Annotated in this window: 23 protein-coding genes; 12 read left to right on the forward strand and 11 right to left on the reverse strand. The window is 73.9% G+C overall.

Annotated features, from left to right (window positions below; translation table 11 throughout):
- Window positions 1–16: 16 nt before the first annotated feature.
- Window positions 17–1,276, reverse strand: a complete 1,260-nt coding sequence (locus FHX73_RS41570) for a tetratricopeptide repeat protein (protein ID WP_145911266.1) — start codon at window positions 1,274–1,276, stop codon at window positions 17–19.
- A 316-nt stretch (window positions 1,277–1,592) separates the two neighbouring features.
- Between FHX73_RS41570 and FHX73_RS41575 the strand changes: the two genes are divergently transcribed.
- The 5 genes from FHX73_RS41575 (at window position 1,593) to FHX73_RS41595 (ending at window position 5,374) form a co-directional block, all read left to right on the forward strand.
- Window positions 1,593–2,390, forward strand: a complete 798-nt coding sequence (locus FHX73_RS41575; protein WP_145911267.1) for a hypothetical protein — start codon at window positions 1,593–1,595, stop codon at window positions 2,388–2,390.
- A 96-nt stretch (window positions 2,391–2,486) separates the two neighbouring features.
- A complete protein-coding gene (locus FHX73_RS41580) occupies window positions 2,487–3,203 on the forward strand; it encodes a hypothetical protein (protein WP_145911268.1) in 717 nt (238 codons plus the stop codon).
- A 92-nt stretch (window positions 3,204–3,295) separates the two neighbouring features.
- Window positions 3,296–3,997 carry an ArsR/SmtB family transcription factor gene (locus tag FHX73_RS41585; protein WP_145911366.1) on the forward strand — a complete coding sequence of 234 codons (702 nt, stop codon included), beginning with the start codon at window positions 3,296–3,298 and terminating at the stop codon, window positions 3,995–3,997.
- Window positions 3,994–4,734: an SRPBCC family protein gene (locus tag FHX73_RS41590; protein WP_145911269.1), complete on the forward strand. Its 741-nt coding sequence runs from the start codon at window positions 3,994–3,996 to the stop codon at window positions 4,732–4,734. The genes FHX73_RS41585 and FHX73_RS41590 overlap by 4 nt, the downstream gene beginning before the upstream one ends.
- Window positions 4,735–4,801: 67 nt before the next feature.
- The gene (locus tag FHX73_RS41595) at window positions 4,802–5,374 is read left to right on the forward strand and encodes a dihydrofolate reductase family protein (RefSeq protein ID WP_145911270.1); all 573 of its coding nucleotides are present in this window, start codon (window positions 4,802–4,804) and stop codon (window positions 5,372–5,374) included.
- A 142-nt stretch (window positions 5,375–5,516) separates the two neighbouring features.
- On the opposite strand, the gene FHX73_RS41600 is transcribed toward FHX73_RS41595, so the two are convergent.
- The gene (locus FHX73_RS41600; protein ID WP_145911271.1) at window positions 5,517–6,245 is read right to left on the reverse strand and encodes a hypothetical protein; all 729 of its coding nucleotides are present in this window, start codon (window positions 6,243–6,245) and stop codon (window positions 5,517–5,519) included.
- Window positions 6,246–6,544: 299 nt separating this feature from the next.
- On the opposite strand from FHX73_RS41600, the gene FHX73_RS41605 reads away from it, so the two are divergent.
- Entirely contained in the window at window positions 6,545–7,339 is a 795-nt protein-coding gene (locus FHX73_RS41605; protein WP_246214204.1) for an SAM-dependent methyltransferase, read from the forward strand.
- A 7-nt stretch (window positions 7,340–7,346) separates the two neighbouring features.
- Here FHX73_RS41605 and FHX73_RS41610 read toward each other — a convergent pair whose 3' ends face one another.
- The 3 genes from FHX73_RS41610 to FHX73_RS41620 form a co-directional block, all read right to left on the reverse strand.
- Window positions 7,347–8,042 carry a hypothetical protein gene (locus FHX73_RS41610; protein ID WP_145911272.1) on the reverse strand — a complete coding sequence of 232 codons (696 nt, stop codon included), beginning with the start codon at window positions 8,040–8,042 and terminating at the stop codon, window positions 7,347–7,349.
- 468 nt (window positions 8,043–8,510) lie between these two features.
- Window positions 8,511–9,734, reverse strand: coding sequence for an enoyl-[acyl-carrier-protein] reductase FabV (locus FHX73_RS41615; RefSeq protein WP_145911273.1), 1,224 nt, complete (start codon window positions 9,732–9,734; stop codon window positions 8,511–8,513).
- Between the two features lie 220 nt (window positions 9,735–9,954).
- On the reverse strand, window positions 9,955–10,557 hold the full coding sequence (locus FHX73_RS41620) for an acetate uptake transporter (RefSeq protein WP_145911274.1): 603 nt from the start codon (window positions 10,555–10,557) through the stop codon (window positions 9,955–9,957).
- A gap of 338 nt (window positions 10,558–10,895) precedes the next feature.
- Here FHX73_RS41620 and FHX73_RS41625 point away from each other — a divergent pair, with 338 nt between their 5' ends.
- Complete coding sequence (locus FHX73_RS41625) at window positions 10,896–11,357, forward strand: hypothetical protein (protein ID WP_145911275.1); 462 nt, start codon at window positions 10,896–10,898, stop codon at window positions 11,355–11,357.
- Here the strand turns inward: FHX73_RS41625 and FHX73_RS41630 are convergent.
- A complete protein-coding gene (locus tag FHX73_RS41630; protein ID WP_145911276.1) occupies window positions 11,344–12,153 on the reverse strand; it encodes an MOSC domain-containing protein in 810 nt (269 codons plus the stop codon). The two genes, FHX73_RS41625 and FHX73_RS41630, sit on opposite strands and share 14 nt — an antisense overlap.
- A 200-nt stretch (window positions 12,154–12,353) precedes the next feature.
- Here FHX73_RS41630 and FHX73_RS41635 point away from each other — a divergent pair, with 200 nt between their 5' ends.
- The gene (locus tag FHX73_RS41635) at window positions 12,354–12,758 is read left to right on the forward strand and encodes a hypothetical protein (protein WP_145911277.1); all 405 of its coding nucleotides are present in this window, start codon (window positions 12,354–12,356) and stop codon (window positions 12,756–12,758) included.
- 44 nt (window positions 12,759–12,802) lie between these two features.
- On the opposite strand, the gene FHX73_RS41640 is transcribed toward FHX73_RS41635, so the two are convergent.
- From FHX73_RS41640 to FHX73_RS41650, 3 genes are all read right to left on the reverse strand, one after another.
- On the reverse strand, window positions 12,803–13,756 hold the full coding sequence (locus tag FHX73_RS41640) for an aldo/keto reductase (RefSeq protein WP_145911278.1): 954 nt from the start codon (window positions 13,754–13,756) through the stop codon (window positions 12,803–12,805).
- Between the two features lie 108 nt (window positions 13,757–13,864).
- Window positions 13,865–14,119 carry a hypothetical protein gene (locus FHX73_RS41645; protein WP_145911279.1) on the reverse strand — a complete coding sequence of 85 codons (255 nt, stop codon included), beginning with the start codon at window positions 14,117–14,119 and terminating at the stop codon, window positions 13,865–13,867.
- Window positions 14,120–14,123: 4 nt separating this feature from the next.
- Entirely contained in the window at window positions 14,124–14,447 is a 324-nt protein-coding gene (locus FHX73_RS41650; protein ID WP_145911280.1) for a hypothetical protein, read from the reverse strand.
- Between the two features lie 205 nt (window positions 14,448–14,652).
- Here FHX73_RS41650 and FHX73_RS41655 point away from each other — a divergent pair, with 205 nt between their 5' ends.
- Genes FHX73_RS41655 through FHX73_RS41665 form a run of 3 tightly spaced genes read left to right on the forward strand, consistent with a single transcriptional unit; the run spans window position 14,653 to window position 18,712 of the window.
- Window positions 14,653–16,848, forward strand: a complete 2,196-nt coding sequence (locus FHX73_RS41655; RefSeq protein WP_145911281.1) for an MMPL family transporter — start codon at window positions 14,653–14,655, stop codon at window positions 16,846–16,848.
- Between the two features lie 28 nt (window positions 16,849–16,876).
- Complete coding sequence (locus tag FHX73_RS41660; RefSeq protein ID WP_211786500.1) at window positions 16,877–18,040, forward strand: sensor histidine kinase; 1,164 nt, start codon at window positions 16,877–16,879, stop codon at window positions 18,038–18,040.
- Between the two features lie 3 nt (window positions 18,041–18,043).
- Window positions 18,044–18,712: a response regulator gene (locus FHX73_RS41665; protein ID WP_145911283.1), complete on the forward strand. Its 669-nt coding sequence runs from the start codon at window positions 18,044–18,046 to the stop codon at window positions 18,710–18,712.
- 31 nt (window positions 18,713–18,743) lie between these two features.
- On the opposite strand, the gene FHX73_RS41670 is transcribed toward FHX73_RS41665, so the two are convergent.
- Window positions 18,744–19,532 (reverse strand): RICIN domain-containing protein, encoded by a 789-nt coding sequence (locus FHX73_RS41670; protein ID WP_246214205.1) that lies wholly within the window; start codon window positions 19,530–19,532, stop codon window positions 18,744–18,746.
- A 250-nt stretch (window positions 19,533–19,782) separates the two neighbouring features.
- Entirely contained in the window at window positions 19,783–20,403 is a 621-nt protein-coding gene (locus FHX73_RS41675; RefSeq protein ID WP_145911284.1) for an L-threonylcarbamoyladenylate synthase, read from the reverse strand.
- A gap of 264 nt (window positions 20,404–20,667) precedes the next feature.
- On the opposite strand from FHX73_RS41675, the gene FHX73_RS41680 reads away from it, so the two are divergent.
- Window positions 20,668–21,861 (forward strand): aromatic ring-hydroxylating oxygenase subunit alpha, encoded by a 1,194-nt coding sequence (locus FHX73_RS41680; protein ID WP_145911285.1) that lies wholly within the window; start codon window positions 20,668–20,670, stop codon window positions 21,859–21,861.
- Window positions 21,862–21,887 lie beyond the last annotated feature (26 nt).

Raw genomic sequence — 21,887 nt, forward strand, 5'->3', positions numbered from 1 at the left:
CCGGTATGACGGACCGTCAGGCGAACCGCGAGCTGGGTACGGGGCCGGGGGAGCGGACCTGATCGCGCGGACCGCTCAGCCAACTGCCCGCCGCCCGCGCGGCGAAGGCGGCCAGCGCCTCGTCCGGGTCCGCCGGGGTGCCGCCGTCCCCCGGGTCCGGCTCGCCCGTCGCCGAGCGGATCGACCCGGCCAGCGCGACGGGGGAGGGCGGTTCTACCGGCGCAGCGCCACCGTCCGAGCCGATCCCGGGCTCCCAGGGTGCGACGACGTGCTGCACCAGCAGCGTGGAGACGTCCGCCGTGGCGGCGGGCGGCTGCGTCCAGCAGGTGGCGTGCTCGAACAGCACCTCGCCCGGGGCCCGCTCGCGCAGCGCGCGCACGGCCGCAGGGTCGGTTTCGCTCAGGTCGTAGGCCACCACCAGCGCATCCGGCGTGCCCGGCCGGTACGGCGCGGCGGGCAGGCCGAACAGCTCGGCGGCGGCCAGGCCGAGCGCCTGGCTGGCGTGGTCGGGCAGCAGCGCGACCGTCGCCGGCCGCCGGCCGGTGGCGGACAGCACGGTGTGCAGGCGGTGCAGGCCGTGGCGGCAGGAGTCGAGGGTGTCGTGCAGGTAGGCCCAACGCCCGGTCATGCCCTGCCGGTAGCCGTGCGGGGAGAGCGTGGTGAGCAGGCCGCCGGTCAGCGCGTAGTGCCAGCCGCGCAGGTCGTAGTGGTCGCCGGGCGCGGCCTGGCTGGACCGTGTCAGGATCGCGCGGATCCGGTCGGCGGCCGGTGCCCAGGTCGCGTCCGGCGTGGACAGCTGGGCGAACACCGCGCTGGTGCGGTCGAGTTGACCCGCCATCGCGGCGTTGTAGGCGAGCAGGTAGCGGTCCGGCCAGTCGGCGGTGATCTCCTGGTGCTGCGTCAGCAGGTCGGCCGCCTCGGCGTGGCGCTGCTCGTCCTCCAGGGCGACGGCCAGCTCGACCAGCACCTTGCGGCCGGGCGCCAGGGCCAGCGCCTCGCGCAGCGCGGGCACGGCCAGCGCGGAGACCCCGCGCTCGATGCAGGCGTACCCGAAGTCGTAGTGCTCCCGGGCGCCGTCTGGTCGCCCGAGCAGCGCGGTCGCGGCGGAGGCCAGGTCGTCGAAGCCGCTGCCGGCGGCCAACTCGGCGATCAGCGGCGCGATGTCGACGGAGCGCAGCTGCTCGGCGGACCGGCGCAGGGTGCGGACCGCGCCCGGGACGTCGCCGGAGCGGTACTGCTCCCAGGCCTGGTCGAGCGCGGACGGTTCAGTGGTCATGGGTCCTCCTGGGACGGTCGGCGAGCAGACGTGCTCCGCCGAGAGGGTGGTGAACGGCGGGACGGTCTGTGCGACGGCAGGGGACGCGCGTCAGGCGGGCCGCCCACGGGCGGCGCGGCGCGCTCAACGGGAGGGGCGGAGGCCGCCCTTCCGGTCGAAGTCTCGGTCGTACATCCGGTCGAACATACGGGTGAGCATGACGGATCGTCGGCCGGGGGCCAAGTCCTTTTCGCCGACGGGCGTGGGTTAGGGTCTGAGCACAGGTTTCGAACGCGTTCAAAAGCTCGGAGGTGGGGTCGTGACCTGGCAGGTTCCAGTGGCGCGACAGCAATCGGGGCTGCCGCGACGGCAGTCGGGATGGCGCTGGGCGGCGATCGCCGGGCTGTCCGTGGTCACCTTCCTCGGCCTCCTGGTGGCCACCCTGATCGGGGTGGCCAACGCGTTCGGGCCGGGGCCGTTCCCGGAACAGTACCCGTACTCCCACTACCTGGTGGCGTCCGCGCTCTGGGGCATGACCGTCGTGCCCGGCGGGATCCTGCTGGCCCTGCGGCACCGGCGCTGGCGATCGGAGGCGCTGCTGCCGGTGCTGCTCGGGGCCGACCTCGCGCTGCTGCTGGCGATCCTCTGGCCGGTCGAGGCCCTGCTGCTGGCCGTCGGCCTCGCCCTGCGGGCCCGGCGCGCCCGGCAGCGGGTCGGCGCGATCGCCGTGGGCGCGCTGCTGCTGGTGGCGGGCGGCTGGTGGGGCCTCGACGCCTACGCGCGCCAGCACGTCCGCGACCCCGGCCCGGTGGTGGCGGGCCAACTCACCGGCACCTGGCACGAGGCGGGCGGACCGGGCGCACTGGAGCTGCGCGCCGACGGGAACTTCACCCTCCGTCACGCGACGCCGGGGCTGGACCCCTCGCTGCCCACGGGCACGGCGACCGACGAGGCCGGCACCTGGATGATGCAGGACGGCGACGTGCCGAGCGTGCTGCTCACCCCCGCGCGAGGGCGGCCGGCCGAACTCTCCGACCTCTTCGCCTTCGACGTCCAGCTGATCGGTCCCGCGCAGGTGCTCTGCCTGCAGACCGATCCGGACGAGGGCCGCTGCCCGAGCGGCCTGCACCGCTGACCGACGCCCCGTCAGCCCACCCGCGCGCCGGCGGTGCGCGGGTGGGCTGACGGGTAGACCCACCCCGTACCTGCGCGCAGCGGAACGGGAGCGACCATGGCACAGCGGTCACCGGAGAGCCGGCTCAACCGGATCGCCCTGGGCCTGGTGGTGGCCGCGATCCTGCCGGGCCTGGCGCTGGCCGCCCGCACCCGCCACCCTGCCGCGCCGCCGCCCCCGGACGGGCCGGTGAGCACCCAGCCGGTCTTCCCGCCGCCGGACCAACCCCCGCCCGAGACGGCGCGGTTGGTCACCGCAGACGCGGTGGACGCCGGCAAGGCCCCGGTGGGCGCGCTGATCGTGGCCTACCGGCACGGCCCGTCGACGCTGTTCATCTGGCAGACCGTCGGCCACGACCTGTGCGGCGAGTACGCCGCCACCGACTTCCGGGTGCTGGCCGGCTGCGTGCCCGGTGCGGAACTGCCCGCCGGGGGTGCCCCCGTGGTTCGGCCGCTGCTCGGCCCGGACGCCGTGACCACCACCGACTGGCTCGCCGTCCTGGTCGCCGACCGCGAGCAGCTGCGCAGCCTCGGCTGCGCCGGGGCCCGGATCACCCCGCGCCAGGTGGCCCGCCTCACCGCCCCCGACGGCGAGCCGCTCGCCGCCTACGTCTTCGACGCGCCGTGGATGGCGGCCGGCGTGCTGGAGGCCCAGGTCCAGCGGCCCGGCGGCCTCGCCACGGAAGCGGTGCCGATCAACGCCGCCCGCGCCGACCAGCACGCGAAGTACAGCCGCACCTGCACCGGGCCGCCGTGGAGCCGCCGGTCCGGGTGAGGCTCACCCCCGCTTCGGTCAGGTCCCCCGTTCGGCTCACCGACAAGCGCGCCTTTCTTGACAAAAAAATTTGTCGGTTGCAGGCTGGAAGCGTGCTGGACGTCGCCGTGATCGAAGAACCCGCCGCGGCCGAGGCCTCCCTGGACCCCATCCGGGCCCGGATCCTCGCCGCCCTGGCCGAACCCGGTTCGGCCACCATGCTGGCCGGCCGCCTCGGGCTGCCCCGGCAGAAGATCAACTACCACTTGAAGGAACTGGAGCGCCACCACCTGGTCGAACTGATCGAGGAGCGCCGCAAGGGCAACGTCACCGAACGCGTGTACCGCGCCACGGCGGCCTCCTACGTGATCTCGCCCGCCGTGCTGGCCGGGGTCAGCCCCGACCCCGCCCGCTCGCCCGACCAGCTGTCCGCCCGCTGGCTGCTGGCCCTCGGGTCGCGGCTGGTGCAGGAGGTGGGGGCGCTGCTCACCGGCGCCTCCCGGGCCCGGCAGCGGGTCGCCACCTTCGGGATCGACGCGCAGGTGCGGTTCGCCTCCGCCGCCGACCGGACCGCGTTCGCCGAGGACCTCGCCCAGGCCGTCGCGGGCCTGGTCAGCCGCTACCACGACGAGTCCGCCACCGGCGGCCGCACCCACCGGGTGGTGGTCGGACTCCACCAGGTCCCGGCGGCCCGGCCGGTGGCGGGCACCGACCCCGACCCGCGACCCGCCATCGGAACCGGCGCCGGAACCGCCGCAGGAACCGGTGCCGGAACGGGCGCCGGAACCGCCGCAGGAGAGGAGACCCCCCGATGACCCACCCGTTCGAGATCGAGCTGGACATCACCCTGCCCGCCGACCCGGACCAGGTCTGGGAGGCGATCGCCACCGGCCCGGGCCTCGACTCCTGGTTCATGGGCCGCAACGAACTCGACCCGCACGAGGGCGGGGTGGCCGCCATGGAGACCGGCGGCCACCGGGCCGAGGCGGTGATCACCGCCTACCAGCCCGGAAAGCGCCTGGCCACCCGCACCGCCACCGGCGAGGACGGCCGTTTCATGGCCTTCGAGTACCTGATCGAGGGACGCGAAGGCTCCGCCACCGTGCTCCGCGTCGTGCACAGCGGCCTGCTCGGCGACGACTGGCAGGACGAGTACGACGCGCTGCGCCGCGGCTGGCCCTTCCACCTCCACACGCTGCGCGAGTACCTCGCCCACTTCCCGGGCCGCACCGCCGCCCCGGTCTTCGCCTTCGCTCCACCCGCCCCCGGCCGGACGCCGCAGCAGGCGGGGGAGCTGCTCGCCCGGGCCCTCGGCCTGCCGTCACCGGTCACCGTGGGCGCGCGGACCCGCGCCGAGCCGGCCGGCCTGCCGCCGCTGGACGGCGAGGTGACCTGGGCGGACCCGGAGCGCTTCGAAGTCCGCTCCGCCGACGGCCTCCACACCTTCCACCACGGCGCCGGCCCGGTCCTGATGTTCCATCACCTGTTCAATCCGCGGACGGACGGGGCCGAGGCCGCCTGGCAGGCCTGGCTCACCAGGCTGCTCGCCTGAGCACCGTCCATAGACGTCCCCCCTCAGACATCCCCCAACTCCCCACCAAGGCAAGGAAGAAGAACCGATGCGCACCCTGATCAGCACCGCTTTCATCTCGCTCGACGGCGTCGTCGAGGCCCCCGGCGGCGAGAGCGGATACCGCAACGCCGGCTGGACCTTCAAGGACGTCGAGTTCCTCCCCGAGGCGTTCGAGATCAAGGGGCGGGAGCAGGAGGAGGCCGCCGCCATGCTGCTGGGCCGGGTCAGCTACCAGGCCTTCAGCCCGGTCTGGCCCGACATGCCCGAGTTCGCCCGCTACAAGGAGCTGCCCAAGTACGTCGTCTCCACCACCCTCACCGACGCCGACCTGGTGGCCGGCTGGGGCGAGACCACCATCCTGAGCTCGCTCGACCAGGTCGCCGCCCTGAAGGAGACCGAGGGCGGCCCGATCATCGTGCACGGCAGCGCCGCCCTCAATCAGGCCCTGTCCGACGCCGGCCTGATCGACCGCTACCACCTGCTGGTCTTCCCGCTGCTGCTCGGCGCCGGCAAGCGCCTGTTCAGCAGCACCGACAAGGACACCCAGAAGCTGAAGCTGGTCGAGCACGAGGCCTACGCCAACGGCCTGCAGAAGCAGGTCTTCGACGTGGTCCGCTGACCGCCCGGCCCTGGTGGCCCTCGCCTCGGGCCACCAGGGCCGACCGCGGCGAGGGCGGAGAGCGGTGCCAGGCCCGCCGGGCCGAGCAGCGGCCGCCGCGCCCCTACCTGCGGGCGCACGGCGACCGCCCCGGCCGGTGGGGTCAGCGGATGCCGCCCGGGTGCTCCGGGACCCACCAGGGTGTGTCGTGGCCGGAGCGGTCCGCGTCGCCGGGCGCCCGCAGCAGGCCGTCGGCCTGCGCGTCGAGCCAGGCGCGCAGCTGGCGCCGGCCGCGACCGGTCCGCCGGGCCAGCACGGCGGCCGTGGTCTCGGCCGCGCTCAGCACCAGCGCCGAGTGGTCCTCCGCGCGGCGCAGGAACGCCTCGCAGCGCTCGACCACCCGCAGCGCCCGCTCGGGGTCCAGCACGCAGACAGCAGACGGCCCGGGCGCGCTCGCGGCTATCGCGTCGATGCCGAACCAGACCATCGCCATCACCACCGGCACCACCGGCCGCGCCTCGCCCGCCGAGCGGGCCCCCTCGCCGGCCGCCGCCGAGCGCTCGCCGAGCCAGGCCCGGGCGCCGTCCGCGTCGCCGTGGTGCAGCTCCATCACCAGCGCCGCCTGGCGGGTGGCCAGCGCGAGGGCCACCGCGACGGCCGCGGCCTCCGCGGCCTGCGGCCCGTCGCCCGACCAGGCCTTGAGGTACTCCTCGGCCCGGCAGCGCCAGTCCTGCTCCCGCCGGTCCTGCTCCTGCCCGTCCTGCCCCCGCCCGGCCCGCGCGCCCCCGCCCCGCGCACCCCCGGTGGCGAGGCCGTCCGCGGCGATCCGCAGCAGCCCGAGGGCTGCCAGCTCAGCACCGTCTCCGGCGAGTCCCGGCCAGCTCTCGCTCACGGCACACCCCCTGTCATGACCGGATCCTGTCGTCTCGGACGGTATACATACCACTACTCGCAGGGGTCATGGAAGACGTCGGGCGCACATCCGGGGTCGGTTCGGGAAACAGTCGGCGACCCGGGTGGCCGGGCCCCCGCGCCCGCTGGGAGAGTGCCGGGGTGGCCACGGAGGGTGCCGGTTCGGGGCAATGCGGTGGCTAGGGTAGGTTGTTGACGATCCGTCGGATCTCTCGACTGGGGGTGGACGCTGTGTCGGACGGCACGGACTGGATGAGGCGCGGGCTTGAGGAGGCAGCGGTGGAGTCGGTGGACCTGAGGACGGACCTTCCGCACTCGGCGCGGATGTACGACTTCTGGCTCGGCGGGAAGACCAACTTCCCGCCGGACCGGGCCCTGGGCGAGGCCTTCGAGCAGGCGATACCCAGCATCAAGGTGATGGCCCGGGAGAACCGGAAGTTCCTCGGCCGGGCCGTGCGCGCGATGGTGGTGGACGGCGGGATCCGCCAGTTCCTCGACATCGGCACCGGCATCCCCACCGAGGGCAACACCCACGAGGTCGCCCAGGCCGCGGCACCGGACAGCCGGGTCGTCTACGTCGACAACGACCCGATCGTGCTCGCCCACGCCCGCGCGCTGATGGACGCCACCGGCTCCGGCCGCACCGCCTACATCCACGCCGACCTGCTGGAGCCGGAGAAGATCCTCACCGACCCCGTGCTGACCGGCACCCTCGACCTGACCCGGCCGGTCGGCCTGACCCTGGTCGCCGTGCTGATGCTGCTCGCCGACGCGGACGACCCGTGGGCCCGCGCCCGGGTGCTGATGGACGCCCTGCCCCCGGGCAGCCAGGTGGCGATCACCCACCCGGGCGTCGACTTCGACCCGGTCGCGATGGCCGCCGTGGTCGAGGCCGCCGGCAAGGGGCGGATGACCCTGGTGCCGCGCACCCGCGAGGAGGTGGCCCGGTTCTTCGGCGACTGGGAGCTGGTCGAGCCGGGCGTGGTGCCCGTGATGGCCTGGCGCCCCGACGGCCCGGCGCCGGCCGACCCCACCGCCGCGTACTACTGGTCCGGCGTCGCCCGCAAGCGCTGAGCCGGGCTCACCCCGCGGCGGCCGGGTCCGCCCGGTAGTGGTCCAGGTACGCGCGCAGCTCGGCGTCGAGGTGCAGCTCCTGCTCCGGCCCGTCGTCAGTCAGGTACCAGAGGCGGTTCTCCACCCAGAACCGGTAGGCGAACTGCTCGAAGGTGGGCGCGCACCACAGGATGGCCGCCCGCTGCGCCACCGGGTCGTCCAGGTCGGAGCGGGGTTCCCAGCCGTCCTCGTCCCGGGCTTCGTACTCGGCCTCGTAGTCGAGGTGCGAGTTGACCACGAACACCTCGCCGGACGGCCGCAGGTAGAGGCACCAGAGCACGCAGTCCTGCTGGTCGCGGAAGAACCGCACCAGGAACGCCCCCGGTTCGACCGGGCTGGGCAGCGGCTCGGACAGGCTGCTCCAGCAGCCGGTCACCGAGACCTCGTCGAGCCTGCCGCGCAGGTTCGACGCGGTCTCGAACTTCACGAAGTCCGCCGGCAGCGCCAGGCCTTCGGCGGCGAGCAGCTCCGACACCCGGCGCAGCTCGGCGGTCCGCTCCGGCAGCGGCTCGCCCGGCTCGCCCAGCCACTGGAAGGCGCCGGTGAAGCGCGCCCCGTCCAGCACCGGCAGCGAGTCGTACGAGTACCGCTCGTAGGTGAGGCGGCAGGGCCGGTGGTCGCCGAGGTCGGTCGCACACCAACCGGCATCGAAGTGGACGCTCATCGCCGGCGGCTCCGTTCGATAGGGGACAGGCGGGGGACAGCGGCGAGAGTCTGGCAGCCGCCACTGACAGCGGATCAGCCGCCGCCCGGACCCGGGCGGTTCGGCGCGGCGGGCCCTACCATGGACACATGTACGACGACGGCCTGGTGGCGTGCACCGAGCGGGAACTGATCATCCGTCGGTACTTCTTTCCCGTCGGCCCGCCCAAGCGCATCCCCTACGCCCGGATCGGCGGCGCGCGCCGGACGGCGCTGACGGCGGTGCGCGGGCGGTGGCGGCTCTGGGGCTCCGGCGACTTCGTGCACTACTACAACCTCGACACCGGGCGGCCGCACAAGAGCACCGGGTTCGTCCTCGACCTCGGCGGGCGGATCAAGCCCGTCGTCACCCCCGACCACCCCGAGCAGTTCGCCCGGGCGCTCGCCGCCCACGGGGTCACGATCACCGGGGGCGGCGAGCAGCGGCGGGTCAGCCGCCGGCCCGGCCGGCGACCTCGGCCCCGGGCCAGGCGACGCTGGTCTCCTGCTCGGCCGCGTAGTCCACGCCGGCGACGTCCCAACCGTACAACTCGCGGAACTGGCCGTGGAACCAGGCCGGTCCGGCCGGACCGGCGGCCAGCGCGGCGCCCGGGTCGGCCCACAGCTCGCGCACCCGGTCCTGCACGGACTCCTCCAGCTCCCAGTCGTCCAGGCGGATCCGGCCCTGCTCGTCCAGGCCGAGCGGCGCGGCGCCGGTCAGCCGGTCCCACAGGTCCACCGCCTGGTCCGCCGTGCTGCGCCAGCCGTCCGCGCCCAGCACGTTGCGCAGCAGCGAGGTGTAGAGCGCGATCGACGGGATGGCGGTGGAGGCCTGGGTCACGGCGGCGCCCGCCACCACCGTGCGGGCCCGGCCGCCGTGCTCGGCCAGCAGGGTCGCGTCGAGCTCGCGCGCGGTCCGCTCCAGGTGCTCCTTCGCCGCGCCGATGGTGCCCTGCCGGTACACCGGCGCGGTGATTTCGGAGCCGACGTACGACAGCGCGACCGTGCTGAACCCCGTGGCGAGCAGCCCGCGTCCGGCCAGCGCCTCGACCCACAGCCGCCAGTCCGCACCGCCCATCACCTGCACGGTGGCCGCCCGCTCCGGCTCGTCGGCGGGGGACAGCTCCACGGCGCCGACCCGCGGCTCACCGTCCTCGAAGACCAGCGACGGCGAACTGTACGGCCGGGCGAGCGGCTTGATCACCGAGTGGTGGACGGCGCCGGTGTCCGGGTCGGTGCGCCGGGGCGAGGCCAGCGAGTAGACGAGGTGGTCGACCGGGCCGTAGCGGTCGGCCAGCAGGTCCAGCACCTCGGCGCGGGTCCGGTGCGCGAAGGCGTCCGCGTTCAGGAAGGTGACATCGCCGCCGGCCTCCTCGATCAGCCGGGCGGCCGCGGCGGTCCGGTACCAGCCCGCGGAGGCGGTGCGGCGCTCGGTCTCGGGTGCCTCGAACGCCACGCCGACGCCCCGGACGCCGTGCCGGCGAAGACCGGCCAGCAGGATCGACAGCCCGTAGCCCGCGCTGGACCCGAGGACCAGCACGACCGGCGCCCGGCCCCCGGCCGGAGCCGGCTCGATCGACTCCCACAGCTGCTCGACGGCCGCCGCGCAGCCGGCCGGGTGCGAGTTGAGGATCAGGTAGCCGCGCTGCTTCGGCGCGATCCGCTGCTTGCTCATTCGATGGCCTCTCCGCCGCGTTCGGGCCGGGCGCAGTGCCCCGGGTGCCTGTCCGTTCATGAGCGTAGGCAGTCCCGGGACCGCGGCCCGCGCGGTCGGGTGACGGAGGACCAGGTCGGTTCTTGTGCGGACCGGCATTGCGCCCGGCCCCCGGGTCGGCTACCGGCCGGCGCCGCGGGGGCCGCATCGCGCGGCCCCCGTGCCCCCGTGCTGCCGGACGCTAGCGGGCCGGCCAGGTGGGCAGCACCTGGCGCTTGAAGGTGTAGGCGGTGACGCCGGCGAAGGACGCGTACCAGGCGAGCACGGCCGTGACCAGGCCGAGCCAGCCGCCCACCTTGGTCACGCTGTCGCTCGGCCCGAACTGGCCGGCCGAGAGCAGCGCGAAGGTGATGGTCAGGGAGACGAAGACGGCGAGCACCGCGCCGCTCACCCGCAGCGCCGCGACGGTCATGTAGGCGGTGAAGACGGCCCAGGCGAGCAGGAAGAGCCCGAGTGCCTTGTGCAGGTCCGGGTCGGTGGCGATGGAGGGCACCACGTCCTTGATCAGGAGGTAGTAGGCGAGCCAGAAGGCGCCGAAGGAGCTGAACGCGGTGGCGCCGAAGGTGTTGCCCTTGCGGAACTCCCACATGCCGGCGAGCAACTGCGCCAGACCGCCGTACATCAGCGCGAGTGGCAGCACCACCGCGCCCAGCTTGGCGTCCAGCAGGTTGGCGTTGAAGCAGCTGAGCACGAAGGTGGTCATGGCGAAGCCGGCCAGGCCGAGCGGCGCCGGATCGGCGATAACGACGGCGGGGGACGGCGGGGTTGACTGTTGTGTTGCCATGGATGTCGTCCTTTCAGACGAGCGGCCTGACGCCGCGACAGGTGAGATATGTTGACATGAATAGCTGCTTTGAAACGCTCCGTGATGAGAAATTGTCAAACGAAAGGAGCACCGGCCAATCGCCCGAGGTGGCGGGCGGTTCGGGCCGAGGTCGGGGGGCCTTCGAAGCGGCTCGGCGGCCAACCGGGGCGCTCTCGGGCGGCGTTCGAATGAGCCTTCGATGATCAGAAAAATATGATTTTCTTGGAGAGGTAATCACAGGGCCCGAACACCCCGTTAAATGATCACCAATCAAATCCGTTCGCCCCGCCCGCCGCCCCTGCGGCAGGATGCCGGGCATGGATCAGGTGTTCACCCTCGCGTGGCAGTACGTCGCCGGTCTCGTCGAGACCGACGACCTGCCGATGGCGGCCGCGCGGCTGTTGGCCGACGGCCTCGACTCGCCCGCCCTGCGCGACCTCGCGGGGCGCGGCCGCCGCGAGGACGGCTGGGAGCTCGAAGGGCTGTTCCGGCAGGCCGTCGCCGAGTTGGGCGCCACCGTGCCCGACCCGGAGAGCGCCGAGCGCTGCCGGCTCCGCGACCTGGCCGACCGGCTGGCGGCCGGCGACGGGACGCCTTGGCAGGTGGCGGGGTGGGTCTGGTGCGCCCTGCCCGCCGCCCGCACCGGGCCCGAACGGGAGTTCCTCGAAGCGGTGGGGGAGGAGTACGTCGTCGTCATGATGCGGGACGACCACCCCGAGGACTTCCGGGCCTGGGAGGCCCGGGTCCGGGCGGCGGCCGAGCGGTTCAGCCGAACCTGACCGCGTCCCCCGGCGCGATCCGGCCCGGCCGCACCACGCGGGCGTACGCGCCGGCGCACGGCATGGCGGCCGCCTCCGGCAGCGGGACGACCCGGTTCTCCCGGTTGACCACTCGCAACGCCTCCGTGTCGCGCGGCAGTTCGCCGTGCGCCAGGGTCGGGACGGCGCACCGCGGGGTCAGCGCGACGATGCGCAGCCGCAGCTCGGGGCCGATCAGCAGCTCGCGGTCCATCCAGTCGTTCTCCAGGTAGCCCTCGGCGCCGCCGGTGGCGATCACCAGGTTGGGCCGGTAGCGCCGCCAGTCCGCTCCCGTCCGCTTGAGGGTGGCCGTGGTGATCAGGTGGACGGGGGCGAAGTCGAAGAACGTCCCGGCGGGCGCGCCCCGGCCGAACCGGGAGACGGTGTACGGGACTTCGGCCGCCACGCCGGAGGCGAGCACCTCCTCGGGCACGGCCCGGTCGAGCTCGCCGTCGGCCGGCGGCTCGGTGATCAGCGCCACCTCGCGCCCGAGCAGCCGGGACAGCTCGCGCGAGGTGCCGACCGGGTCGGCGGCCCGCAGCCGCAGCCCCCGCGGGCCGGTGATCCCGACCCGGCCGTCCGGACCGGTGGCCGCCGACAGCTGGAGCAACTCCCGCCAGCGGCTGGGGTACTTGGCGCTCGCGACCTTGCCCGTCGCGTGGTCCAGCAGGGCCAGCGCGCGGTCCCCGGCCAGCCCGCGCTCCGTCACCTCGACCTGCGACAACTCCTCGCCCAGCAGCGACTTCACGGGGTAACGGCAGAGCAGTTCGATCTCCATGCGCACCATCCTGCCCGAACCGGCGCCGGGTCGCACGGGTGTTCTGACCCCGCCCGCCGGGCCGGACGGCTGCACCACTAGGGTCTACCCCGCGCCCACAGCGGGCACGGTTCCTTCGGAAACAGGCAGGTTCGATGAGGGGTTTGACGGCGGATCGGAAACTCGATCTGCACTCCGAGGCCAGACGGGCCGTCCGGCGGGTGGACCCGACCGCGCGGTGCCGCCTGGTGCTGCTGGCGGTGGGCGGGCCCTACCCGCCGTTCCTGCGGAGCCTCGGCGGCGGCTTGGTGTCCATGCTGGTCACAAACGCGTACTTCGTCACCCTCACGGACCAGGCCGTGTACATCCACCGCGGCTCGCGCCCCCAGGACCTCCCCGAGACCCTGTACGAGGTGGTCCCGCTCGACCGGGCCGCCGGCCTGATCGCCAAGGTCAAGCGGGGCAACGGCTGGAACGCGCTCTTCCTGCGGCTGCCGGGGCGCCGCAGGCCGCTGCGCCTGAACGTGTCCTTCCAGTCGCGCGACGAGCTGGAGAGCTTCGTCGCCAGGATCCGCAAGAGCACCGCTCAGGCCGCCCCGGCCGCCCAGGCGGTCGCCGCGCCCTGATCGGTCGCCAGGTCACGGGGTCACCAGGTCAAGGGGTCACCGGGTCACGGGGAGCCGGGGGCTTCGAGCGCCGCGTCGATCCCGGCCAGCTCCTCGGGCGTCGGCACCCACTGCCCGGCGGCGGCGTTGGCGCGCACCTGCTCGGGGTTGCTCGCCCCGGCGATGACCGAGGCGCAGCCGGGCCGCGCGGCGAGCGCGCCCACGCCGATCTCCAGGACGCTCCGGCCGTGCGCCTCGCCCCAGGCCGCGAGGCGTTCGACCGTGTCGAGCCCGGCCTCGGTCACCCGCTCGGGCCGCAAGGCCAGGCGCGAGCCCGCCGGCACACCCGTGACGCGGCGCACCTTGCCGGTCAGCATGCCGTTGGCGAGCGGGAAGTACGGCAGCACGCCGAGGCCGTAGTGCAGCGCCGCGGGCACCACCTCGCGCTCCGCGCCGCGTTCCAGCAGCGACCACTCGTTCTGCGCCGAGACGAACGGGACGGCCCCGGTCTCCCGGGCCACGTGCGCGGCCTCGGCGAGCTGCCAGCCGGCGAAGTTGGAGTGCCCGACGTAGCGCACCTTGCCCTCGCGCACCAGCTCGCTGAGCGCGGCGAGGGTCTCGGCGATCGGGGTGCGCGGGTCGGGGGTGTGCAGCTGGTAGAGGTCGATGTGGTCGGTCTGCAGCCGCCGCAGCGACTCCTCGACCGCGCGCCGCACGTACGCCCGGCCGCCCTTCGCCCCGGCGGCCGGACCGTAGCCCAGGTCCGCGTGCTGGTGGCCGAACTTGGTCGCCAGCACGACCTCGTCGCGCCGCCCCTTCAACGCCTGGCCGAGCAGCGTCTCGGAGCCGCCCCCGCCGCCGTACATGTCGGCGGTGTCGAAGAGCGTCACCCCGGCGTCCAGGGCCGCGTTCACCACCGCGAGGGTCTGCTCCGCGTCGAGGCGGGCGCCGAAGTTGTTGCAGCCCAGGCCGACCACGGAGACGAGCAGTCCACTGGTGCCGAGCGTCCGGTAGTCCATGGCGCCACTCTATTATGACGCTCCGTCGCAACGGCGCCGACGGCTCGTGGAGCAGGTCGACGCCCTGCCGGGCGCCGACCTGCCGCCCTCCTCCGCAAGAAACGCAGGTCAACCGTCCAGCGTCTGGAGCGCCGCCGTCAGGTGTGCCAGCACCGCGGCGGCGGCCTGACGGGTCGTCGGATCGGGGTCGCGGATCCGGTCGGCGAGCAGTTCGACGGCGGCGGCCACCACCGGGGCGGGCAGCGCGACGGTGCGCAGGTGGTGCAGCTGGGCGGCGGCCCGCTCGCCGGCGCTGCTGGTGGCCGGGGCGGCGGCGGTGGGGATCAACGCGGTCAGGCCGCGCGACATCGGTTGGTGGGTCACCGGGTCATTCTCCCGTGGCCGTTGCCCGCCGGTCGCCGGGCCGCCCGCCCGCCGTGCGCAGCCAGCGGGCCAGCACGCCGATGGTGACGGGGTCGAGCTTGGACAGCGCGCGCAGCACGGCGGTGTCGCCGACCTCCAGCGGCACCTCGGCGTCCGAGAGCGCGAGGGCCAGCTCGGCCCAGCTGCTCGCACAGGCGTCGATCTGCAACGTGTCCTGCAGCGCCTCCTGCGGGGCCTGCCGAGGGGCCTGCCGGAAGTCGGCCGGCCCGTCGCGGCGGGACCAGGCCGTGCGCGGGTCGGCGGTGCGGGGCTGCTCGTCACGGTTCACCCGAAGTACAACGCCCGTCGGGGCCGCACGGCACGGTCCGGCCGGGCCCGCACCCGACCGCCGGGGCCGGACGTGCGCGCACCGCGTCCGCAGTACGCGATCCCCGGCGTACCGCGAACGCAGCAGGCCAGGTGTCTGCGCCCGCCGGACGACGCGGCCGCCGCGATCCCGGAGCCTGGAAAGGTTCCAAGATCCAGGAGGTTCGATGTCCGTCCTTGCCCGCTGGTGCCACCGGCACCGGGTTGTGACCGTGTTGCTCTGGCTCGGCTTGCTGGTGGGCCTCGGCGTGGTGTCCGGCAAGGTCGGCACCGCCTACAGCAACAGCCTCTCGCTGCCCTCGACCGAGTCGAGCCAGGCGATGGACCTGCTGAAGTCGAGCCTGCCCGCGGCCGCCGGCGACCAGGACACCGTCGTCTGGCACACCACCGACGGCACCCCGGTGACCGACCCGGCGGTCAAGGACCGGATGGCCGGCGCGTTGGACGCGATCGCGCACAGCCCCGGCATCGCCTCCGTCTCCAGCCCGTACGGCCCGCACGGCGCCGCGCAGATCAGCGCTGACGGCCGCACCGCCTACGCGCAGGTGGTCTTCGACCAGGACGCGATGCACGTCTCCACCAGCGAGGCCGACCAGGTGGTCAAGCTCGCCGACCAGGCCCGCACCCCGGCGCTGGACGTGCAGGCGGGCGGCTCGGCGATCGGCAAGACCGAGCAGCACATGGGCGGCACCAGCGAGCTGGTCGGCATCATGGCCGCGCTCGCCATCCTGCTGCTGATCTTCCGCTCGGCCTGGGCCGCCGTGCTGCCGGTGGTCACCGGCGCGGCCGGGGTCGGGGCCGGCGTGCTCGGCATCGGCATGCTCAGCCACGCCGTCTCGCTCGCCGACACCGCGCCGACGCTGGCCTCGCTGGTCGGCCTCGGCGTCGGCATCGACTACGCGCTCTTCGTGGTCAACCGGCACCGCAAGGGCCTGATGGCCGGCCTGAGCGTCGAGGAGTCGGTGGTCCGGGCGCTGAACACCTCCGGGCGCGCCGTGGTCTTCGCCGGCGCCACCGTGGTGGTCGCGCTGCTCGGCATGCTGGTGCTCGGCATCGGCTTCCTGAACGGCATGGCGATCGGCGCCGCGCTCACCGTCGCCTTCACCGTGCTGGCCGCCACCACCCTGCTGCCCGCGCTGCTCGGCCTGCTGAAGCTGCGGGTGCTGAGCCGCCGTCAGCGCCGCCAGCTGGCCGCCGGGGTGACGCAGGACCACAACGACAGCGGCGCCTTCGGCCGCTGGGCGAAGAAGGTCGAGGCCCGGCCGCTGAGCAAGGCCCTGATCGCGCTCCTGGTACTGGTCACCGTCTCGCTGCCGGTGCTCTCGCTGCGCCTCGGCAGCTCCGACGCGGGCAACAACCCGAAGACCAGCACCACCCGGCAGGCCTACGACCTGATGGCCCAGGGCTTCGGCCCCGGCTCCAACGGGCCGCTGCTGCTGGTCGCCGAGACCAGCGGGCCGCAGGACCAGCAGGCGCTGGACCACCTGGTCACCGAGCTGAAGACGACGCCGGGCGTGGCCCGGGTGGCGGAGCTGCCGGCCAAGCCCGGCCAGCAGGTCACCGCCGTCAGCGTGGTGCCGACCACCTCGCCGCAGTCCGCGCAGACCTCGGACCTGATCACCCACCTGCGCCACGACGTGATCCCGCAGGCCGAGCACGGCACCGGCCTGAAGGTGCTGGTCGGCGGCGCGACCGCGACCTCGGCCGACTTCGCCGACGTGCTCACCGGCAAGCTGCCGCTGTTCGTCGCCATCATCGTCGGCCTCGGCTGCCTGCTGATGATGATCGCCTTCCGCAGCCTGCTGGTACCGCTGCTCGGCGCCGTGATGAACCTGCTCACCATGGGCGTGGCGTTCGGCGCGATCATCGCGGTCTTCCAGTGGGGTTGGGGATCGGAGGCGCTCGGCGCCGGCGCGGCCGGACCGGTGGAGGCCTTCGCCCCCACCATGATCATCGCGATCCTGTTCGGCCTCTCGATGGACTACCAGGTCTTCCTGATCAGCCGGATGCACGAGGAGTGGCACCGCACCGGCGACAACCGCCGCTCCGTCCGGGTCGGCCACGGCGAGACCGGACTGGTGATCACCGCCGCCGCCGTGATCATGGGCTCGGTGTTCGCCAGCTTCGTCTTCGGCGGCCAGCGCATGATCGCCGAGTTCGGCGTCGGCCTCGCCGTGGCGGTGCTCGCCGACGTGCTGCTGGTGCGCCTGGTGCTGGTCCCGGCGCTGATGCACAAGTTCGGCCGGGCCAACTGGTGGCTGCCGCGCTGGCTCGACCGGGTCCTGCCGCACGTGTCCGTCGAGGGCGAACCCGACCCGGAGCCGGCCCGCGCGCCCGAGCTCACGGTGGTCGGTCCGCGCTGACCGGCGCACCTAAGGTGGAGGGGTGGCGATGATCGAACGGTACCGGGACTGGCAGCGGATGCGGCCCGCCCTCGCCGACGTCATCGCCACCCTCATCTGCCTGGCGATCGGCGTGCCGATCGCCCTGACCACCGCCTACCAGCAGCACAAGCGGGTCTCGGTCACCATGGCCGTGCTGCTGCTCTCCTGCCTGCCGCTGCTCGTCCGCAGCCGCTGGCCGATCCCGGTCGCCGCGGCCACCGTGCTGGCCTGCGAGCTCAGCTTCGCGCTCACCCCCGCCGTGGCCTCCACCCCGATCTCGGTGATCTTCGCCCTCTACTGGGTGGCCGTCACCACCGACCGGGCCACCTCCTGGCGCACCGGCTGCGCCTCGGCCGCCGTCCTGCTCCTCTCCGGCCTGCTCTTCCGCCCCGGTGTGGAGCGGCTGGCCGAGAACCTCGGCGTGCTCGGCTGGACCGGCGCCGCCATCGCGCTCGGCGACGCCCTGCGCAGCCGCCGCGAACTGCTGCTCTCCTACCGCGAACGGGCCGAGCGCGCCGAACGCACTAAGGAGGCCGAGGCCCAGAAACGGGTCACCGAGGAGCGGATCCGGATCGCCCGCGAGCTGCACGACGTGGTGGCCCACCACATCACCCTGGTCAACGCCCAGGCCGGCGTCGCCCACCACCTGATGCGCCGTGACCCCGAGCACGCCTACCAGGCGCTGGAGCGGATCCGCGACACCAGCCGGGCCGCCCTGGACGAACTGCGCGCCACCGTCGGCCTGCTGCGCGGACGCGACGACGGCGAGGAGCCGCGCGAGCCCACCCCCGGGCTGGCCGACCTGCCGGCGCTGCTCGACTCCTTCCGGCACGCCGGGCTCACCGTCGGCCTGGAGCGCGGCGGCCCCGACGGCGAACTGCCCCAGCTGACCGAGCTCACCGCCTACCGGATCATCCAGGAGGCGCTGACCAACACCCACAAGCACGCCGGGGCGGGCGCCGCCCTGGTCCGGCTGGAGACCGGCGCCGCGGCCCTGACCATCACCGTCACCGACGACGGGAACGGCCGCGGCGGCGGACCCGGCACCGGCCACGGCATGATCGGCATGCACGAGCGCGCCCGCTCCGCCGGCGGCACCCTGAGCGCCGGCCCGCGCCCGGGCGGCGGCTTCCGGGTGCACGCCGAACTCCCCCTGCGACCCAAGGGCTGACCCATGACCATCCGCGTGCTGCTCGCCGACGACCAGGCCCTGCTGCGCGGCACCTTCCGCCTGCTGATCGACTCCACCGAGGACCTGGAGGTGGTCGGCGAGGCGGGCAACGGTCGCCAGGCCGTCACCATGGCCCGGGCCCTGCGGCCCGACCTGGTGCTGATGGACATCCGGATGCCCGAGCTGGACGGCGTGGCCGCCACCCGGGAGATCACCGCCGACCCGGAGCTGGGCGCGGTCAAGGTGCTGGTGCTGACCACCTTCGAGAACGACGGCTACGTCGCGGAGGCGCTGCGGGCCGGCGCCGGCGGGTTCCTCGGCAAGGGCATCGACCCGGAGGAACTGCTCACCGCGATCCGGGTGGTGGCCGCCGGCGAGGCCCTGCTCTCGCCCGCCGCCACCCGCTCGCTGATCAGCCGCTTCCTCGCCCAGCCCGCCCTGCCGGACGGCGTGCCGGCCCGGCTGTCCGCGCTCACCGCCCGCGAGCTGGAGGTGGTCACCCTGGTCGCGGCGGGCCTGTCCAACGAGGACATCGCCGCCCGGCTGTTCATCACCCCGCTCACCGCGAAGACCCACGTCAACCGCGCGATGGCCAAGCTGGACGCCCGCGACCGGGCCCAACTGGTGGTGATCGCCTACCAGTCGGGCCTGGCCCGGGCGGGCGAGGCGTGAGCGGCGGTCACGCCCACGCCCCCACGGGGCATCAGTGCGGGAGGTTCCACACCTGGTTGGCGGCGCCGTTGCAGTCCCAGATGCCGAGCTGGTTGCCGTTGTTGGTGCCGAAGCCCAGGTCGTCCAGGCAGCGGCCGGACTGCGGGTTGACCAGCGAGCCGTTGGCCTGCGCCTTCCACTGCTGCGAGCCGGTGCCGTTGCAGTCGTAGAGCTGGACCATGGTGTGGTTGGCGGTGCCGCCGCCGGTCACGTCCATGCACTTGCCGAGCACCCGCAGGGTCCCGTCGGTGGCGACGGTCCAGTGCTGGGCGTTGGTGCCGTTGCAGTCGTAGATCTGGATCGGGGTGCCGTTGGCGGTGTTGGCGCCCTGGTCGTCGATGCACTTGCCGACGTAGCCGGTGATCTGGCCCTGCGGGCCGGACACCGGCGGCGGCACGACGCCGGTGAAGACGACCTGCTCGAACAGGATGGTGTCGTTGAAGCCGCACTGGGCGGTGCTCTGCCCGGGGCCCACCACCGGGCCGCCGATCGCGAAGGTCGTGAAGGGGCCGTTGCCGTTGATGTAGTACTGGCACTGCGCCTGCACGTGCCAGATCTGGTTCGCGGCGATGCCGGTACAGATCCCCACCACGGTGCCGCCGCCCGCGGCGAAGGCGTTGCAGCTGCCGGCCATCGGCGCGGCCGGGGCGTTCTTCACCGCGGTCGACGCCGGGGCGGCCTTGGCGGTGCTGGGGGCGGCCGCCTGCGCGGCGGCGGGGGCGGTGAGGGCCGCGGCGGAGGCCAGCAGCGTGGTCATCAGGACGGCAGCGGTACGGCGCATGGGGGACGAATCCCTTTCGGTGAGTGTTCGGTGAGTGAGACGTGTGCCTTGTCGCTCAGGCGTTCACCATTGCTGCCAGGAGCATGCCAGCATCATCGAACAGGCGTCAACGGATGTGGCCACTACCGATCACTTCATTCATCTCAGCACATGCGCCTCGCCGACGCCACCCGCCCCGGTGGCGAACGCGTCACCAGCGGAGTCGAACTGACGGACCATCAATCAGCGGGGCGCCGGCAGGACAGGCAGGTCACTCGAAACGCGCCGGGTCGCCCGCCCCGCGCCGGACGATCTCCGCGGCACCGCTGGAGAAGTCGATCACCGTCGTGGGCTCCGTGCCGCAGTCGCCCGAATCCACCACGGCGTCCAGCAGGTGGTCGAGCCGCTCCTTGATCTCCCACCCCTGCGTCATCGGCTCGTCCTCGCCGGGCAGCAGCAGGGTGCTGGAGAGCAGTGGCTCACCGAGCTCGGTGAGCAGGGCCCTGGTGACGGTGTGGTCGGGGATCCTGACCCCCACCGTTTTCTTCTTCGGGTGCATCAGCCGGCGCGGCACCTCCTTGGTGGCGGGCAGGATGAAGGTGTAGCTGCCCGGCGTCGCGGCCTTGACGGCGCGGAAGACGTTGTTGTCGAGCCGGACGAACTGCCCCAGCTGCGCGAAGTCCACGCACATCAGGGTGAAGTGGTGGCGCTCGTCCAGCCGCCGGATCGACCGGATCCGCTCCAGCCCGTCATGGTTGTCCAGCCGGCAGCCCAGGGCGAAACAGGAGTCGGTCGGGTACGCGATCAGGGCCCCGGAGCGGAGGCTGTCGGCCACCGTGCTGATGGTGCGCGGCTGCGGAGAGGCCGGGTGCACGTCGAAGTACTTCGCCATTGGCCGACCCTAGCGGGATCCGCGCCCGGCCGTCGCATCCCGCCCGGCGCGTTCGGGAAAGCGCGCCGTTCGGCAGTCGCGCGTTGGGCCGGTTCGCCGATCCGCTCACCCCTGCGGGGCGCTGGGCGGGCCGACCGGACCGGGCGGCCGGGAGGATGGACGGCGATGGGCTCGCCGGGGTCGGCGGGCCGGTGCCGCCCGACGGGGCGTCACCGACCCGGCCCAGGGCGGCGCGCAGCCGAAGTCCCCGGGCTAGGGAGAGGCATGACGGAGATCGACGCCAGGAGCGAGCGGCAGGCGGTGCGCCCCGCCCCGGACGCCAACCGACCCGACCTGCGGCGCGTCGGGGCGCACCCGGACTTCTGGTACCCGGTCGCGCTGTCCCGGCGGGTGCGCACCGGGCGGGTGATCGCGACCTCCTTCGCCGGCGAGCGCATCGCCCTCTACCGCGGCCGCAGCGGCACCGTCCACGCACTGGAGGACCGGTGCGCGCACCGTCAGGTGCCGCTCAGCATGGGCGTCGTGGACGGCGAGACCCTGCGCTGCTGCTACCACGCGTGGGCCTACCGCGGCGACGGCCGCATCTCGCAGATCCCCTACCTGTCCAAGGGCGACGGCCGGCCGCCGCGCGGCGTGCGCGGCTACCCGGTCCGCGAGGCGTACGGCTTCGTGTTCGTCTTCCCGGGGGACCCGCAGAAGGCGGCGGTCACCGGACTGCCGCAGCTGCCGGCCTTCGGGACGCAGGCCTACCAGACCATGACGTTCTCCCGGACCGTGCGCTGCCACTACTCGTTCATGCACGAGAACCTGCTCGACATGAACCACCAGTTCCTGCACCGGGGCGTGGTCGGCAAGCTCCGCCCCGAACTGCTGGACCGCCGCACCGACGCCCGGTCGGTGGAGGCCAGGTACCTGTTCACGCACACCGGGGGCAAGCGGAACCGGGGCGCGAACCTGCTGGCCGGCGAGGGCCTCGGCGGCCGCGACTCCAGCGACGTCATGACCATCCGCACCGAGTACCCGTACCAGACGCTCGACCTCGTTCCGGAAGGCGCCGAGCGCCCCGCCTTCCGCCTCTGGGTCGCGTACGTGCCCGAGGACGCCGAGCAGCGCAGCTGCCACGCCTACGGCCTGCTGATGATCGAGAAGCCCCGGATCCCCGGCGCGCTGCGGCTGGCCTGGCCGTTCATCAGGCGCTTCACCGAGCGGGTGTTCGCCGAGGACCGGACGGCGGTCGAGGCCGAGCAGCGGGCCTGGGACGAGCAGGGCGGCGACCGCAACCACGAGGTCTTCCCGCTGATCCTGGACCTGCGCGAGGTGCTGCGCACCAACGGCGTGCCGATCGGCTCCCCGGCGAACGGCTGCGTGGCGAACGGCTCCCCACTGCACGGCTGCGCGGCGAACGACTCCCCGGCGAACGGCTGCGGGGTCGGCGCCTGCGCCGACCCCGACAGCTGACCGGCCCCGCCGGCACCCTGGCCCAC

The sequence above is a fragment of the Kitasatospora viridis genome, from assembly GCF_007829815.1.
Taxonomy (GTDB): Bacteria; Actinomycetota; Actinomycetes; order Streptomycetales; family Streptomycetaceae; genus Kitasatospora; species Kitasatospora viridis.